This is a genomic window from Methylobacterium platani, assembly GCF_001653715.1.
GTDB classification, from domain to species: domain Bacteria; phylum Pseudomonadota; class Alphaproteobacteria; order Rhizobiales; family Beijerinckiaceae; genus Methylobacterium; species Methylobacterium platani.
The window spans coordinates 32,960-47,732 of the sequence record NZ_LWHQ01000061.1; the positions used below are offsets into that span (position 1 = coordinate 32,960).

A 14,773-nucleotide genomic window follows, 5' to 3' on the forward strand; every position below is an offset into this window, starting at 1 on the left:
CCGACCGCAGGGCGACGGAGCCCGTGTCGTGTACCGTGTGGCCTGCCAACGCAAGTCTGCTTAGCCGCCTCCCCGCCCGCCGCGAACCCGCGCCGCACGCGCCCCGGCATGCCTTGCCGTCATGCCGGCCGCCAGTCCGGCCAGGCCGACACGCGGTGCACCAGGCGTCGGTCCCGCGCCGCCTCGCCGAACGGCGCCAGCACCCAGTCCCAGGCCCGCGGCGCCGGGCCGGGATCGACGCCGTAGAGGAGATCGATCCGCGCGATCGCCCGCCCGTCGCGGGCCTCCTCGGTCTCGTCGCGGTCGGTGACGAGGCAGATGCGGGCGGGGAGCCCGGCCAGCGCGTCGAGATGGGCCGCCACGATTCCATGCCCGAAGGCGTCCGCGTCGGTCCAGGGACCGAGCCGGCCCGCCGCCTCGAGCCGCGCCACCGGCAGGATCGGCAACTGTGACAGGAGGTTGGCCGAGACCACGAGGTCGGCCTCGCGGCAGATGTCCGGCAGGGCCGGTCCGAGCGCGTCGCCGCGGCCGAGCAGCAGGTCCTGCGTCCCGCTGAGATCGTGGGTGAGGCGCTCGACGTTGCGATGGTGCCGCGCCCGCCAGCGGCCGCGCCAGGGATGCACCGCGTCGACCAGCACCACCCGCCGGAAGGCCGTCGCGAGCGTGTCGATCGGCACGTCGTCGAGGAGGCCCGCGCCGAGCACCACGGCGGTGTCGTGCCGGTCCAGGCCCTCGATCGCCGCCCGCACCGCGTCCTTGGCGGCGGCGAGGTGCGGCGCCCAGGCGGCTCGGCAGCGCCGGGAGCGCGAGGCGAGCCGCACGCTCTCGCCGACATAGCCGAGGCGCCGCGCGGCGACCGGCGCCGGCTGGACGAGCCAGTGCGCGAGGTCGAGGAGCACCTACAGCCCTCCGGCCTCCACCACGAAGCGCGCCACCGCCGCGACGCCGTCGCCGTGGCGCAGGGACGCGAAGACGTAGGGCCGCCGGCCCCGCATGCGCTTCGTGTCCTCCTCCATCACCCCGAGATCGGCGCCGACCAGCGGCGCGAGGTCGGTCTTGTTGATGACGAGGAGGTCCGAGCGGGTGATGCCGGGGCCGCCCTTGCGCGGGATCTTCTCGCCGCCCGCGACGTCGATGACGTAGATCGTCAGGTCGGCGAGTTCGGGCGAGAACGTCGCCGCGAGGTTGTCGCCGCCGGATTCGAGCAGCACCAGGTCGAGGGCGGGAAAGCGCCGGCGCATCTCCGCCACCGCCGCGAGGTTGATCGAGGCGTCCTCGCGGATCGCGGTGTGCGGGCAGCCGCCGGTCTCGACGCCCATGATCCGCTCCTCGGGCAGGGCGCCGGCCACGGTCAGGAGGCGCGCATCCTCCTTGGTGTAGATGTCGTTGGTGATGGCGCAGAGGTCGTAGCGCTCGCGCAGGGCCTTGCACAGGCCCTCCATCAGGGCGGTCTTGCCCGACCCGACCGGGCCGCCGATGCCGACTCGCAGAGGACCATGGCTGGAACGGGGGCGGTGGCTGGAAGTCATGGCGCCTTCACTTTCCTTGAAAATTCAGTACAGCCGCCCGCCGTTCGGCACCGGCCGCTCGGGCGCGATCAGCACCACTGCGCCCTCCCCGTCCGGCACGCCGAGGGTGAGCACCTCGGAGCGCACCGGGCCGACTTGGCGCGGCGGCAGGTTGACGACGCAGAGCACCTGCCGGCCGACCAGGGTCTCGGGGGTATAGTGCACCGTCACCTGGGCCGAGGATGTCTTCACGCCGAGCGCGCTGCCGAGATCGACGACGAGGCGGTAGGCCGGCCGGCGCGCCTCGGGGATCGGCGCCGCCTCGACGATGGTGCCGACCCGCACGTCGAGCTTCAGGAAGTCGTCGATGGTGGTCGGGGCCGGCGGGGTGGTCTGGTCCATGACGGGTCCGGGTGGGAGGGCGAGAATGCATCCCTAGCCGAGACGGACGTCGAAATCTCCGGCTTCGTCAGGGGCCGAGGCCGCAGATGCGTGCGCGGGTGCCGTTACGCCGCCCGCGCGGCAGACCGACCTCACCCCACCGACATCGTGAGGGGCGGCTGCACCTCGCCCGGCAGCGGCGAGACGTAGCCCTCCGGCCCGGTGCGGGCCTTGAGATCCGCCTTGGCGGCCTCGCGCAAGGACGCATCGGTGGCGAGCCGGGCGCCGAGCGCCGCCATGGCCTTGGCCACCTGCACCATCGCCTTGTGGGCCGCCGGGGTCTTGCCCTGCGCCACCACCTGCCAGGTGTGGAACGGGGTGCCGACCGCGACCGTCGGGGCGTGGGCCTGGACGGTGGGCACCACCCAGCTCACGTCGCCGACATCGGTCGAGCCGATCGCCGGGTTGCGGCGGGCGTCGAGCGGCACCAGGAAGTCGGCGAGCGGCGCATCGGTCACCGGCAGCCCGACGGTGCGGTAGACCGCCGCGATGTCCTGCGGGGTCAGCGTGCCCTGGATCTCCTTCGCGAAGGCGCGGTCGGCCTCGTCGAAGTGGGGCGTGCCCAGATCCTCCATCACCCCGTGCAGGGCCTCCTCCAGGGGGGTGTTGGCGACGAGGTTCGAGACCGCGCTGACGATCCGCATCTCCACGCTCGTCTCGGTCATCAGCGCCGCGCCCTCGGCGATCTTGCGCACCCGGGCGACGAGGTCGCGCATGCCCGGCAGGTCGCGGGCGCGGATCGAGTAGCGCACCCGGGCATGGGCCTGGACGACGTTCGGGGCGATGCCGCCGGTCTCGAGGTAGGCGTAGTGCACCCGCGCGTCGCTCGGCATGTGCTCGCGCATGTAGTTGACGCCGACATTCATCAACTCGACCGCGTCGAGGGCCGAGCGGCCGAGATGCGGCGCCGCCGCCGCGTGCGAGGCGCGGCCGGTGAACACGAAATCGGCCCGGGTGTTGGCGAGCGAGAGCGGCGGCGAGACCTCCCAGAAGCTCGACGGGTGCCAGGTGACGGCGGCGTCGGCATCCGCGAACAGGCCCTCGCGGACCATGAACGCCTTGGCGGCGCCGCCCTCCTCCGCCGGGCAGCCGTAATAGCGCACGCGGCCCGGCAACCCGGCTTCGGCGAGCCAGTCCTTCAGGGCGGTGGCGGCGAGCAGTGCCGCCGAACCGAGCAGGTTGTGCCCGCATCCATGGCCGTGGCCGCCCTGCTCGACGGGGGCATGCGCCGCGACGCCCGCCTCCTGGCTCAGGCCGGGCAGCGCGTCGTACTCGCCGAGGAACGCGATCACCGGGCCGCCCTCCCCGGCCTCGCCGACGACCGCCGTCGGGATGCCGGCGGCGCCCTCCGTCACGCGAAAGCCCTGGTGGCGCAATTCGGCGGCGTGGGCCGCGGCCGAACGGGCTTCCGTGTAGCAGACCTCGGGCGTGCCCCAGACCTCGTCGGAGAGGGCGATCAGCCGGGCCTTGTGGGTGTCGACCTGGCGCCACACGGCGTTGCGGTTGTCCATGGGGTTCCTCCCGCGCGGTCCCTCCGGCGGGCCGCCTGTCGTCCGGAGCCTATGCAGGCGGCGGGCCGGCTCAAGCGCGGCGTGAGCGGACGTGGCGCGCGCCGCCGGAATGGCTCGGAGGCCGGGGCGGCCTCGCGGCGAATGGCCCGGGCTTTGCCTATCGTGGCTCCGTTAGCGCTAATCAATGGTGCTGATCCGTATCCAGCCGCTTGTAAGGACAAGCGGCGGGCGCGATGCTGACGGCCGCCTCAAGGCCAGCCAGAAGGGTGTTGTCGATGACCGAGCGTGGCGTAACCGAGCATGATCTGCGCACCCTGATCGGCGAGGTGAAGGACGGGCGCCTGTCGCGGCGCGGCTTCGTCGGCCGGATGCTGGCACTCGGCCTCACCGCCCCGATGGCCGGGATGATGCTGGCCCAGAACGACGTCGCCTTCGCGGCCAACCCCCTGCGCGACGCCTACAAGCCGGCCAAGGCCGGCGGCGGCGGGCCGTTGAAGCTGCTGTTCTGGCAGGCCGCCACCCTGATCAACCCGCACTTCGCCATCGGCACCAAGGACCAGGAAGGCTCCCGCATCTTCTACGAGCCGCTGGCGGCCTGGGACGCCGACGGCAACCTCTTCCCGATCCTCGCCGCCGAGATCCCCTCGAAGGAGAATGGCGGCGTGGCGGCGGACGGCCGTTCGGTGACCTGGAAGCTCAAGCCGGGCGTGAAGTGGCACGACGGCAAGCCCTTCACCGCCGACGACGTGGTGTTCACCGCCGAGTACGCCGCCAACCCGGCCACCGCCGCGGTCACCGGCGGCAGCTACGTCAACGTCAAGGTCGAGAAGATCGACGACCTGACGGTCAAGCTGTCCTTCAAGGAGCCGACGCCGTTCTGGGCCGACGCCTTCGTGTCGAGCGCCGGGATGATCATCCCCAAGCACGTCTTCGCGGAGTATACCGGCGACAAGTCGCGCGACGCGCCGGCCAACCTCGCGCCGGTCGGCACCGGGCCCTACAAGTTCAGCGAGTTCCGCCCCGGCGACATCCTGCGCGGCACCCGCAACCCCGATTACCACGTGCCGAACCGGCCGTTCTTCGATTCGATCGAGATGAAGGGCGGCGGCGACGCGGTCTCGGCCGCCCGTGCCGTGCTGCAGACCGGCGAGTACGACTACGCCTGGAACATGCAGGTCGAGGACGAGATCCTCAAGCGGCTCGAGGCCGAGGGCAAGGGCCGGGTCACGATGGAGTACGGCGGCAACCTCGAGTTCCTGCTGCTGAACGCCACCGACCCGAACGTCGAGGTCGACGGCGAGCGTGCCTCGCTCAAGACCAAGCACCCGGCCTTCTCCGATCCGGCGGTGCGCAAGGCGATGAACCTCCTCGTCAACCGGGCGGCGATCCAGCAATACATCTACGGCCGCACGGGCCGGGCCACCGCCAACGTCTTCAACGGCCCGGCGCCCTTCGTCTCGAAGACCACCTCCTTCGCCTTCGAGCCCGACAAGGCGGCGCAGATCCTCGACGACGCCGGCTGGAAGAAGGGCGGCGACGGCATCCGCGCCAAGGACGGCAAGAAGCTGAAATTCGTCTTCCAGACCTCGATCAATGCGCCGCGCCAGAAGACCCAGGCCATCATCAAGCAGGTTGCCCAGAAGGCCGGCATCGACATGGAGCTGAAGTCGGTTCCCGGCTCGGTATTCTTCTCCTCCGACGTGGCGAACCCGGATACATATCCGCATTTCTACGCCGACATGGAGATGTATACCTGGAACATGACGCAGGCCGATCCGGCGGTGTTCGCGCTCCAATACGTCTCCTGGGAGGCCGCCACCAAGGCCAACAAGTGGCAGGGCCGCAACATCTGCCGGATGCAGAACCCGGACGTGGATGCCTGCTACCGCGCGGCTCAAGGAGAGCTCGACCTCGTCAAGCGCGCCGCCCTGTTCATCAAGATGAACGACCTGGTGGTGGCCGACTACGTCCTGCCGCTGCTCCACCGCGCCCAGGTCTCCGCGGTCGCCGGCAAGCTCCAGGCGCCCTCGACCGGCTGGGACAACTCGCTGACCTTCCTGCCCGAGTGGTACAAGCAGGCGTAAGGAACCCCGATGGGAGCCTATCTCCTCCGCCGCCTCCTGATCGCGATCCCGAGCCTGCTCGGGATCAGCCTCATCCTGTTCACCGTGCTGGCGCTCGCCCCCGGCGACCCGTTCGGGGAGCTGGCCACCAACCCCAACGTCCCGCCGGAGGTGCGCGAGGCGTTGCGGCTGAAATTCGGCCTCGATGACCCGATCCTGGTGCGCTACCTGCACTGGCTGACGGCGATGCTCCACGGCGACTGGGGCTTCTCCTTCGCCAGCCGTGTCAACGTCGACGAACTGATCCTGCAGCGCCTGCCCACCACCCTGTTCGTGGTCGGCTCGTCGCAGGTGCTGGCGCTCCTCGTCGCCGTGCCGGTCGGCATCCTGGCGGCGATCCGGCCCTATTCGGTCTTCGACCAGGTGGCCAACACCCTGGCCTTCGTCGGCTTCTCGCTGCCGACCTTCTTCACCGGCCTGCTGTTCATCCTGCTGTTCAGCCTGACGCTCGACTGGCTGCCTTTCGTCTACCAGGCCGACATCGCGGCGACGGGCTGGCGCTGGTATTGGGAACATGTCCGGCAGGCGATCATGCCGGTCTGCGTGCTCGGCTTCTTCCAGGCCGCCTCCTACACCCGCTACGTCCGCGCCTCGGTGCTCGACGTAGCCCGCCTCGACTACGTCACCACCGCCCGGGCCAAGGGCCTGTCGGACGGCACCGTCACGCTCCGCCACATCGCCCGCAACGCGCTGATCCCGGTGGTGACGCTCGTGGCGCTGCAGATCCCGGCGGTGTTCGGCGGCGCCATCGTCACCGAGCAGATCTTCCGCATTCCGGGGATCGGCTCGCTCCTCATCAACGCGATGCTCGCCAACGACACCCCGGTGGTGATGGCCGTCACCTTCGTGTTCGCCTGCCTCGTCGTCCTGTTCAACCTCGTCGCGGACCTCCTCTATGGCTGGCTCGACCCTCGCATCTCCTACCGCTGAGGCGGCGGCGCCGGCGCCCGCGCCGGCGGCCTCGGGGCGGGACACCTGGCGGCGCTTCCGCCGCCACCGCCTCGCGGTCGTCAGCGTCGGGGTGCTGGGCTTCCTGGTGCTCGCGGTCCTCGTCGGCGGCTGGGTCTGGCCGGTGGCGATCGACGACATCGACTTCGCGGCGACGCTCCAGGGCCCGTCCTGGGCCCACCCGCTCGGTACCGACGACCTCGGCCAGGACCTCCTCGCCCGGATGATCTACGGCGGTCGGATCTCTCTCGCCGTCGGCTTCGCCGCCATGGTGGTGGCGACCGTCGTCGGCGTGCTGGTGGGGGCGCTGGCCGGCATGTCGCGCCGCTTCCTCGACCCGGTGCTGATGTGGCTGACCGACCTCTTCCTGTCGCTGCCGCAACTGCCGCTCCTGCTCCTCATCATCTACCTGTTCCGCGACCAGCTGAAGCAGGCCTTCGGGGTCGAGGGCGGCGTGTTCGTGATGATCGTCGCGGTGATCGGGGGCTTGCGCTGGATGCCGGTGGCGCGCCTCGTGCGGGCGCAGTTCCTGTCCTTGCGCGAGAAGGAGTTCGTGGAAGCCGCGCGCTCGCAGGGCGCGACCGCCTGGCACCTCGTCACCCGCCATATCCTGCCGAACGCGATCGGGCCCGTCATCGTCGCGGCGACGATCGAGGTCTCCTCGGCGATCATCGCCGAATCGACCCTGTCGTTCCTGGGCCTGGGCTTCCCGCCCGACATCCCGACCTGGGGCCGGCTCCTCTACGACGCCAAGGACCACCTCGACGTGGCGCCGCACTGGGCGCTGTTCCCGGGCGCGGCGATCTTCCTGACCGTCCTGTCGATCAACTTCATCGGCGACGGCCTGCGCGACGCCCTCGACCCGCGGCGGGTTTTGTAGTGCCTCCGCCCACCCACCCTTTCCCGGACGACTGAAGCGTCAGCGGAAGGAGATCCGGGAACCAGCACGAAAATTCGCGAAGCGTCCTGTTCTCTGCAACGTTGCAGTGTGCAGAGCCGCTTCGCGGCACATCTCCCCTGGATCCCGGATCTCCTTCCGCTTCGCTCCAGTCGTCCGGGAAAGGGGCGGTCGTCAGAAGCATCAGCCCGCCCCTCACAGAATATCCCTCGAAGGGGACACCCATGACCACCCCGATCCTCTCGGTCCAGGACCTCACCGTCGCGTTCCGCTCCGAGCAGGCCTGGCGCCCGGTGGTGCACGGCGTCTCGTTCGACATCGGCCCGAAGGAGACGGTCGCCCTCGTCGGCGAGTCGGGCTCGGGCAAGAGCGTCACCGCGATGTCGATCATGCGGCTCACCCCGCGTGATGCGACCCGCACCGGCGGCCGCGTGCTGCTCGAGGGCCGCGACCTCCTGCGCCTGCCGGACGCCGAGATGCGGCGCATCCGCGGCGACGACGTCGCGATGATCTTCCAGGAGCCGATGACGAGCCTGAACCCGGTGCTCACCGTCGGCTTCCAGATCGGCGAGGCGCTGCGGCTGCATCGCGGGATGTCGCAGGCCCAGGCCGAAGCCGAGACGGTGCGGCTGTTCGACAAGGTCCGCATCCCGGCCGCCGCCTCGCGGGTGCACGATTATCCCCACCGCTTCTCCGGCGGCATGCGCCAGCGGGTGATGATCGCGATGGCACTCGCCTGCCGGCCGAAGCTCCTGATCGCCGACGAGCCGACGACGGCGCTCGACGTGACGATCCAGGCCCAGATCCTGGACCTCATCAAGCTCCTCCAGGAGGAAGAAGGGATGTCGGTCCTGTTCATCACCCACGACATGGGGGTGGTGGCCGAGATCGCCGACCGGACCGTGGTGATGGTCGACGGGCGCGCCGTCGAGACGGGGGCCACCGAGCAGATCTTCCGCCGCCCGGCCCACCCCTACAGCCGCGCGCTGCTCGCCGCCGTGCCGACTCTCGGGGCGATGAAGGGCCAACCGCACCCGGCCCGGTTCCCGATCGTCGACCGCGCCACCGGCGAGCCGGAGGTCGCCCCGCCGCTGCCCGACACCGTCCGCGAGGGCGAGCGCCCGGTGCTGGAGGTGAAGGGGCTCACCACCCGCTTCGACATCCGCGGCGGGCTGCTGTCGCGGGTGCGCGGCCGGGTCCACGCGGTCGAGAACGTGTCCTTCGCGGTGCGCGAAGGCGAGACCCTGGCCCTCGTCGGCGAATCGGGCTGCGGCAAGTCCACCACCGGCCGCTCGGTGCTGCGGCTGATCGAGCCGGTCGCCGGCTCGGTCCTTCTCGACGGCGAGGACGTGCTCGGCCTGTCGCCCCAGGCGCTCCGCGCCTGCCGCCGGCGGATGCAGATGATCTTCCAGGATCCCTTCGCCAGCCTCGACCCGCGGATGAGCGTGGGTGCGGCCATCGCCGAGCCGCTCCTCATCAACCGCCTGTGCTCCCGCGCGCAAGCGCGCGAGCGCGCCGCGGATCTCCTGCGCCGGGTCGGCCTCAAGCCCGAGATGGCGAGCCGCTTCCCGCACGAATTCTCCGGCGGCCAGCGCCAGCGCATCTGCATCGCCCGTACGCTCGCGCTCGAGCCCAGGCTGATCGTCGCCGACGAATCGGTCTCGGCCCTCGACGTGTCGGTGAAGGCGCAGGTGGTGAACCTGATGCTCGACCTGCAGGCCTCGCTGGGGCTCGCCTACCTGTTCATCTCGCACGACATGGCGGTGGTGGAGCGGGTCAGTCACCGGGTCGCCGTGATGTATCTCGGCGAGATCGTCGAGATCGGCCCCCGGGCGGCGATCTTCGGCGCGCCCCAGCACCCCTACACGAAGAAGCTGATCGCCGCGGTGCCCGTCCCCGATCCGGGCCGCCGACGGCAGCTCCACGCCGTGCGCAGCGACGAGATCAAGAGCCCGATCCGCCCGGTCGACTACGTGCCGCCTGAGCGGCTGTACCGGGAGGTCTCGCCCGGCCACGTGGTGCAGGTCTGGGGACCGGAATGGGAGGCGCCGGCGGGCGGGATGGCGGCGGTGGCGTGAGCGCCGACGCACGCCGCTCGACGGCCCTGCTACCCTCTTGATAATCCCGGGGCTCGCCGGAGGCGAGGATCCGGGATCCAAAACGCCGCCGAGACCCCGAAGGCCGGCCGGCTCTCCACGTCATCCTGCACCGACAGCGCCGGTGGATCCCGGGATCCGCTTCGCGGCCCCGGGATGACCAGGAGGGTGTCAGCTCGGCCGTGCCGATGGCTGCCGGGCCCTCAGCGCCCGGGCCCGACCACCTCCGGCACCTTCACCGGCACCGGCACCGCCGCCGGGCTCACGGTGCCCGAGGGCAGCGTGCTGATGGTCGTGGTCTTCGGGGCGGCGTCGGCGCCGTTGAGCGCGCCCGGGGCGGCGGCCGGCTCGCCCTCGTGCGCGGTCCCGTGGGCGCGGCCCAGCAGGTCCGGCGGGGTCTGCCACACGAAGGCGTCGAGGCGGCCGCTCACCGGCGAGATCGGCGCCCAGCGGTCGGTGACGAGGCCGTCGGCGCACCAGGCCGGATCGCGGGGCGCGCGCACGGCCCGGGCCTGCCACTCGCGGGCCTTGCCGGAGGCCGCGCCGTGCTCGGCCTCCTCGATCTCCGCCATCAGGTCGTAGGCGCGCGCCGTCGGGTTGTCGGCGAGGAGCGGGGCCAGCACGTCGCGGGCGCGGCCGAACTCGCGGGCGTCGAGGGCGGCGCGGGCGATGGCGAAGCGCGCCTCCGGGTGCCACGACGAGATCCGGGCCAGGGTCTCGGCGCGGGCCAGCCGGTCGCGGCTCGAATCGCCGGTGCGCAGGTCGAGATAGACCCGGGCGAGGTCCGGATGCGGGTTGGCGCGCCAGGCCGCCTCCACCACCTTGGCGCCGCGCTTGAGGTCGCCGCGGCGGGCGAACAGGCGCCCGGCCACCGCCGCCGCCGGCACCAGGTCCGGGGCGAGCTTCACGGCTTCGCGACCTTGAGCCAGGGCGCGCTCGGGATCGCCGGCCTCGAGGTCGAGGGCGCTCGCGGTCAGCAGCACCGCGCGTTGGCGCCGCATCGCCGCCTTGTCGGAGAGGCCGAGGCTCGCGCGGCGCGAGACCGTGTCGAGGGCGCCGGCCCAGTCGCGGTCGGCGCACTGGCCCTCCATCACCGCCTCGTTGGCCCAGGTCACGCTCGGGGCGAGGCGGGCGGCCTCGAGGGCGTAGGCCCGGGCCGTGGTCTCGTCGTCCTGGCGCCGCGCCTCGACGAACAGGCCGCGCAGGCCGAGCACCCGGGTCTCGGGATCGTCGACCATGCGGCGGAAGGCGCGCTCGGCCCCGGCGCGGTCGCCGGAGATCTGGGCGGCCTGGGCGGTCAGCAGCAGGGCGAGCGGCTCAGGCCCGAGCAGCCGCTCGGCCTCGCCGGCGAGGCGCCGCGCCGCGATCGGGTCGCCGGAGCCCACCGCCACCATGCCGCGCGACAGCGCGTTGTAGCCCCGCTCCTGGCGCCGGCGCCGGCTCGACAGGGTCAGCCGCTCGGGCAGGTTCAGGACGCCGCGGGCGAAGGCCCAGACGAAGCCGAGCACCACCGCGAGCACCATCACGCCGACGAGCGCCGCCGCGAGGCTGGTCGCCAGCTCGTAGCCGCCCCAGGTCACGGTGACCAGGCCGGGCCGGTCGGCGAGCCAGACCGCCCCGTAGGCGGCGAGGGCGAGGAGAGCCAGGAAGGCGAGTGCGCGCCACATCTGTCCATCAACTCCAGAAAGCCGCGCTGCCGCTCACGGGCGCGCGAGGGGGCGTCGATCGCGCCCCGGGAAACAGGGCGGCCGCCCGGGCGGGCGGCCGCGGCTCAGGGCGTCAGCGGGTCGCCGGGGGCTGAATCGCCGCGAAGGCGGCGGCAAGCCGCGCCCGGGCGGCCTCGCCGGCCGCGGCGCGGGCCTTCAGGCGCTGGCCGAAATCGCCGGCTTCCTTGCGGGCCTGCTCCGGCAGGGCGTCGAAGGCCTGGGCGGCTTCCGCCACCGCGCCGCGGGCGAGGGCGTCCTGGACCTTGGCGATGCCGGACTCGGTCGGATCGGCGGCGTTGCCCGGCGCCGGGGCCGCGCCCTCGGTTCCGACCTTGCGCACCGAGACGATCGACTCGGCCATGCTGGTCAGCCGGTCGGCGATGCTGCCGCGCTCGGCCACCGCCCGCTGCCGGGCGGCCAGCGCCGCGGCGTTCAGCTTGGCGGCGACGGGCTGGAAGCTCTGGGCGAGCGCGGCGGCGGTCGGCGCGCCGCTCTGGGCGAAGGGCTCGAGCGGGGCGAGCGCCCCGGCCTGGCCGGGATCGAGCTGCTTGAGGGTCGCGAGCGCGTCGGCATAGGGCGCGCCGCTGGCGAGCGCGCTGGCGATCCGGTCGGAGGCGACGACCCGGAGCGCCGCCTGGACCGAGCCGGCCTCGGCCCGGCCCTCCACCGCCTTGGCGAGGTCGGCGAGGCGCTGGTCGACGGTCCTGGTGCGGGCGTCGAGGGCCTGCTGCAGCCCGTCGAAGCGCTGGTCGGACGCCTTGGCCCGGGTGTCGAGCGTCTGGCGCAGCTCGTCGAGGCGCTGGCCGAGCGCCTTGTCGGCCTGCTCGTCGGCCGCCGCGCGGGTGCCGAGATCGGCCTGGAGCGCCTTCAGGCTCTTGTCGAGCCCGTCGAGCCGCCCGCGCAGGTCGGCGCCGTCGCCGCGGCCCTGGAGCGCGGTCACCGCCTGGGCGAGGCCGTCGACCCGCTGGCGCAGGCCGGCATCGCCCGCCCGGCCCTGGAGCTCGGCGAGCTGCTTCTCGATGCCCTGGAGCCGGGCCGGGTCGATGCCGGTGCCCTGTGCCGCGCCTTGAGCCGGGGCGGAGGTCTGCGCGGCGGGCGCCGGCTGGCCGGCGCCCGAGGCCGGTGCGGCCTCGGCCTTGCGCAGGGCCTCGTCGGCGCGCTGGCTCGCGGCCTTGGCGGCGGCGTCGGCCGCCCGCACCGCGTCGGGCAGCGGGCGGAGCGTCGCCTCCAGCGAGGCGATGCGGCGGTCGAGGGCCTGGACGCTGTCGCGCGGCGCGAGATCGGCCAGGCGCTGCTCCAGCGGCACGGAGCCGGCGTCGCCCTGCGGCGCCTCGGGCTTCGGCAGGTTGATGCCGTAGGCCGGGCCGTAGGTGGTCGCGCCGTAGAGGAGGCCCGCCCCGACCACGCCGCCGAGGAGCGAGGCGGCGAGCAGCGAGCCGAAGCCGGCGCCGGAACGGGCCTGCGGCGCCGCGACCGCGGCGGTCCCGGCGCCGCTGCGGGCGGCGTCTGACTTCGGCGCGGCCGTCGCGGTGCCGGCGGCCGGCCCGGTCTGCGGACCGGTCTTGGGAACCGTCGAGAGCCGCGCGCCGGCAGACCCCGCCGCGGCGGCGCTCGCGGGGTTCGGGCCCGATCCGGCCGAGGCGGCGCCGGTCGTCGCGCCGGTGCCGGCCGACGGGGACTTGGTGTCGAGGGGCTTGCCGTCCGTGGCCTTCGTCGCCTCCGGCGGCTTGGCGCCCGGGATGGCGCCCGGGATGGCGGTCGCCGGTGCACCGGGCTTACCCTCGGCGGGCTTGATGTCGCCCGGCTTGGTCTCGCCCACCTTGAGCGGCCCGCTGCCCGGGCCCGTGACGCCCGCGGCGGTGACGGGCTTCGCGGCGCCGGTCGGCGAGGCCGCCGCCGACGGCGACGCGGTGACGGAGGACGGCGCCCCCGGCTTGGTCTCGACGGGCTTGACCTCGTTCGGCTTGGCGTCGCCGACCTTGAGCGGGCCGCTGCCCGGGTCGGTGACGCCCGGGCCGGTCGCGGGCTTCGCCGCGCCGGTCGGGGAGGCCGCGGATCCCGGCGGCGTGGCGCCCGTCACGGAGGACGGCGTCGCGGGCTTGGTCTCGCCCGGCTTCACGGGGGCGGTCGCCGCCGCGCCGCCGGTGGAGGACGCGCCGCCGACGGCCTCGCTGCCGGCCGGCTTCGGTGCCGGGGCGGCTGCGCCGGTCGGGCCGGTCGCGCCGGGCTTGCCGACCTCGGCCGACCTCACCGCCTCGCCGGGCTTCACCGCCGCGGCCGCGGGGGACGCGGCCTTCGCGGCGTCGGCCTTCGCAGCGTCCGGCTTGGCCGGGTCCTTGCCGGGCTCGGCCTTCGGCGTCTCGGCGACGCGGGTCGCCTTCAGGTCGATGATCGGCCCATCCGCCGGGTTGCCGCCGCGCCCGCCGGGACGGTTGCGGGAATCCTTCTGGTCCTTGTCGGATGGGGTCACGGCCGAAGATCCTCACCTCTTAAGCCGGGCCGGGTGCCCGCCGGAAGGCGGGCCCGATCGGCACGGCGGGAGCGCGGCCGCGGGGCAGGATCCCGCCCGGGCCGCGCGCTGCTTCATCGTCCCTTAGCACTGCTCCCGGCCAGGGCGAAGGCCCGGCGAGGCCTCCACGCCGCTGTCCGAAAGGATGGGGCCGAGGCCGGCGAGGAGCGCGTCCTCGTCCGGCCTTGCCGCGACGACATGGGACAGGATGCCGGCCGCGACCAGGGGCGCGGCCACGTCCGGCGACAGGCAATGATGCGCCAGGCCGCGAAACGCCGCCTCCCGCCCCGCCGCCCGGGCGAGGCCCAGCGCCGTCGCGGCGCTGCGGCGGGAATAGTGCAGGGCGGCATCGAGGGCGCCCTCCGCCAGGGCCGTCGCCACCGGCTCCGGCAGGTCCGGGACGGGGCGGGCCGCGTAGGCGACCCAGACCGTCAGCCGGTAGCCCCGCGCGCCGAGCGTCGCGGCCGGCTCGTCCTTGCGCTCCTGCCCGGCGGCGTGGACGAGGCGCGCGCCCCGCGGCAGGGCGTCGCCGATCAGGGCGGCGAGGGCGCGGGCGTCGCCTCCGGCCTCGCGGACCCGGTCCAGTCCCGCCGCCCTCGCCGCCGCGGCGGTGCGCGCGCCGACGCAAAAGGCCGGCAGGGCGGCGAGCGCGCTCCTCGCCACCGCCGGCACCGCGCTCGCGCTCGTCAGGATCAGGGCGTCGAACGGGCCGTCCGGCGGCGGCGCGCCGCTCGGGGCGAGGTCGAGGACCGGGGCGAGGAGCGGGCGATGGCCGAGGGCCGCGACGCGCTCGGCCGTGCGCGCGCCGGCCGGCACGGGCCGCGCGACCCACACCCCGAGACGCCCCCCGGGAGCGGCTGCGCCTTCCCTCGCCCGCGTCACGCGCCCTCCCCTGCCTCCCGGCACCGGTCGTCCGGCACCGGCGTCCGGCACTTGCATCGGGCACTTGGCCCACCCCGCACCGGCGGGTTATCTGGGGGCACCATACCGGCCGCCGCGCGGCGTGCCAGCCCCTCGCGAGACCAAGACCCCC

General features: G+C 73.7%; 11 protein-coding genes. 4 read left to right on the forward strand and 7 right to left on the reverse strand.

The features are described 5' to 3' along the window. Positions 1-119: 119 nt before the first annotated feature. The 4 genes from A5481_RS26555 to A5481_RS26570 form a co-directional block, all read right to left on the reverse strand. Positions 120-899, reverse strand: a complete 780-nt coding sequence (locus A5481_RS26555) for a hypothetical protein (protein ID WP_048434066.1) — start codon at positions 897-899, stop codon at positions 120-122. Further along, a complete protein-coding gene (ureG, locus tag A5481_RS26560; RefSeq protein WP_048434067.1) occupies positions 900-1,529 on the reverse strand; it encodes an urease accessory protein UreG in 630 nt (209 codons plus the stop codon). 24 nt (positions 1,530-1,553) lie between these two features. After that, positions 1,554-1,910, reverse strand: a complete 357-nt coding sequence (locus A5481_RS26565) for a tRNA-binding protein (protein WP_048434068.1) — start codon at positions 1,908-1,910, stop codon at positions 1,554-1,556. Positions 1,911-2,041: 131 nt separating this feature from the next. Next, positions 2,042-3,460 (reverse strand): amidohydrolase, encoded by a 1,419-nt coding sequence (locus A5481_RS26570; protein WP_048434069.1) that lies wholly within the window; start codon positions 3,458-3,460, stop codon positions 2,042-2,044. A 275-nt stretch (positions 3,461-3,735) separates the two neighbouring features. On the opposite strand from A5481_RS26570, the gene A5481_RS26575 reads away from it, so the two are divergent. The 4 genes from A5481_RS26575 (at position 3,736) to A5481_RS26590 (ending at position 9,507) form a co-directional block, all read left to right on the forward strand. Beyond that, entirely contained in the window at positions 3,736-5,544 is a 1,809-nt protein-coding gene (locus A5481_RS26575) for a peptide ABC transporter substrate-binding protein (protein ID WP_048434091.1), read from the forward strand. A 9-nt stretch (positions 5,545-5,553) separates the two neighbouring features. Then, positions 5,554-6,513 (forward strand): ABC transporter permease, encoded by a 960-nt coding sequence (locus tag A5481_RS26580; RefSeq protein ID WP_048434070.1) that lies wholly within the window; start codon positions 5,554-5,556, stop codon positions 6,511-6,513. After that, positions 6,479-7,411, forward strand: coding sequence for an ABC transporter permease (locus A5481_RS26585; protein WP_048434071.1), 933 nt, complete (start codon positions 6,479-6,481; stop codon positions 7,409-7,411). Before A5481_RS26580 ends, A5481_RS26585 begins: the two co-directional genes overlap by 35 nt. 242 nt (positions 7,412-7,653) lie before the next feature. Then, positions 7,654-9,507, forward strand: a complete 1,854-nt coding sequence (locus tag A5481_RS26590; RefSeq protein ID WP_048434072.1) for an ABC transporter ATP-binding protein — start codon at positions 7,654-7,656, stop codon at positions 9,505-9,507. Between the two features lie 221 nt (positions 9,508-9,728). On the opposite strand, the gene A5481_RS26595 is transcribed toward A5481_RS26590, so the two are convergent. The 3 genes from A5481_RS26595 to A5481_RS26605 form a co-directional block, all read right to left on the reverse strand. Continuing rightward, positions 9,729-11,192, reverse strand: a complete 1,464-nt coding sequence (locus A5481_RS26595; RefSeq protein WP_082173128.1) for a heme biosynthesis protein HemY — start codon at positions 11,190-11,192, stop codon at positions 9,729-9,731. Between the two features lie 112 nt (positions 11,193-11,304). Then, entirely contained in the window at positions 11,305-13,701 is a 2,397-nt protein-coding gene (locus A5481_RS26600) for a COG4223 family protein (protein WP_048434073.1), read from the reverse strand. 123 nt (positions 13,702-13,824) lie between these two features. Continuing rightward, on the reverse strand, positions 13,825-14,622 hold the full coding sequence (locus tag A5481_RS26605) for a uroporphyrinogen-III synthase (RefSeq protein ID WP_048434074.1): 798 nt from the start codon (positions 14,620-14,622) through the stop codon (positions 13,825-13,827). Positions 14,623-14,773: the final 151 nt, after the last annotated feature.